This window comes from Streptomyces sp. NPDC002092 (assembly GCF_053593775.1).
This window is the reverse complement of record NZ_JBSFDG010000055.1, coordinates 1-1,297: the sequence shown is the minus strand read 5'-3', so window position 1 is coordinate 1,297 and position 1,297 is coordinate 1. Positions and strand designations below refer to the sequence as shown.

Genomic DNA, 1,297 nt, shown 5'->3' with positions numbered 1-1,297 from the left:
CTGAAGCTTCCCCTTGATGTCGGACACCTGGAGACTGGGACGTGAGGTTCCAGAGGAAGTAGTGCCAGGTGGGAAGCAAGAGCAACCGCAGCAGGCGGTACGCGGAGGAGTTCAAGCGCGACGCGGTCGCGCTGGTCCGCTCCTCCGGCAAGACCGTCACCGAGGTGGCCCGGGAGATCGGGGTCAGCGCCGAGGGCCTGCGGAACTGGGTCAAACAGGACACGATCGACCGCGGACAGGGGGCGCCAGGCGAGCTCACAAGCGCGGAGCGGGAGGAACTGCGTCGGCTGCGGCGGCAGAACCGTGAGCAGGCCGAGACGATCGAGGTGCTGCGAAAAGCAGCGGTCTTCTTCGCGAAGGAGAGCGATCGATGAACGACGTGTATGCGTTCATCGAGGCGGAGAAGACCACCCACCCAGTCGCTCTGTTGTGCCGGCTGCTGAAAGTGGCCCGCTCCTCCTTCTACGCCTGGATGGCCGGCGAGCAGGCCCGCGCCGCCCGCCGGACCGCCGACGACGCCCTCGCCCACGAGATCACCGCCTTGCACATCGCCTCCCGGTGCACCTACGGGGTGCCGCGCATCCATGCTGAACTGCGCAGGCTGGACCGGCCGGTCAACCGCAAGCGAGTGGAACGGATCATGCGTGAGCGCGACATCACCGGGGTCACCCGGCGCAAGCGCCGGTCGCTGACCCGTCCGGCGAAGAAGGCGGTGCCCGCTCACGACCTGATCGGCCGCGACTTCACGGCCGCCGCCCCGGGGCGGAAACTGGTCGGTGACATCACCTACATCCCCACCGACGAGGGATGGCTGTATCTGGCGACCTGGCTGGACCTGGCGACACGCGAGATTGTCGGCTACTCGATGGCCGACCACCACCGCGCATCCCTGGTGGTCGACGCACTGACGATGGCCGCGGGCCGCAGTGACCTCCAGCCCGGCTGCATCGTGCACTCGGACCGCGGAGCGGAGTACACCGCTGACGAACTCCGCCGGGAAGTACGCCGGTTGGGGCTGCGGCAGAGCATGGGACGAACCGGCTCGTGCTACGACAATGCCGCCGCCGAGAGCTTCTTCGCGCTGCTGAAAGCGGAAATCGGCACCCGCAACTGGCCCGACCGGACCACTGCCCGCGCTGAGATCTTCACCTTCATCGAGACCTTCTATAACCGCAAGCGACTGCGGAGGCATCCAGTCTGGGGCTACCTCACCCCGCTGGAGACCCGGCAGCGACACGAGCAGGAACACGCCCTCGCAGCGTAAGCATCGAGTGTCCAGCATCACGGGGGAACTTCA

General features: G+C 67.1%; 2 protein-coding genes. Both read left to right on the top strand.

Annotated features, from left to right (window positions below; genetic code table 11):
• Positions 1-68 precede the first annotated feature (68 nt).
• Positions 69-374 carry a transposase gene (locus ACWCRD_RS44960; protein ID WP_450971460.1) on the top strand — a complete coding sequence of 102 codons (306 nt, stop codon included), beginning with the start codon at positions 69-71 and terminating at the stop codon, positions 372-374.
• Positions 371-1,264, top strand: coding sequence for an IS3 family transposase (locus tag ACWCRD_RS44955; RefSeq protein ID WP_450971459.1), 894 nt, complete (start codon positions 371-373; stop codon positions 1,262-1,264). The genes ACWCRD_RS44960 and ACWCRD_RS44955 overlap by 4 nt, the downstream gene beginning before the upstream one ends.
• Positions 1,265-1,297: the final 33 nt, after the last annotated feature.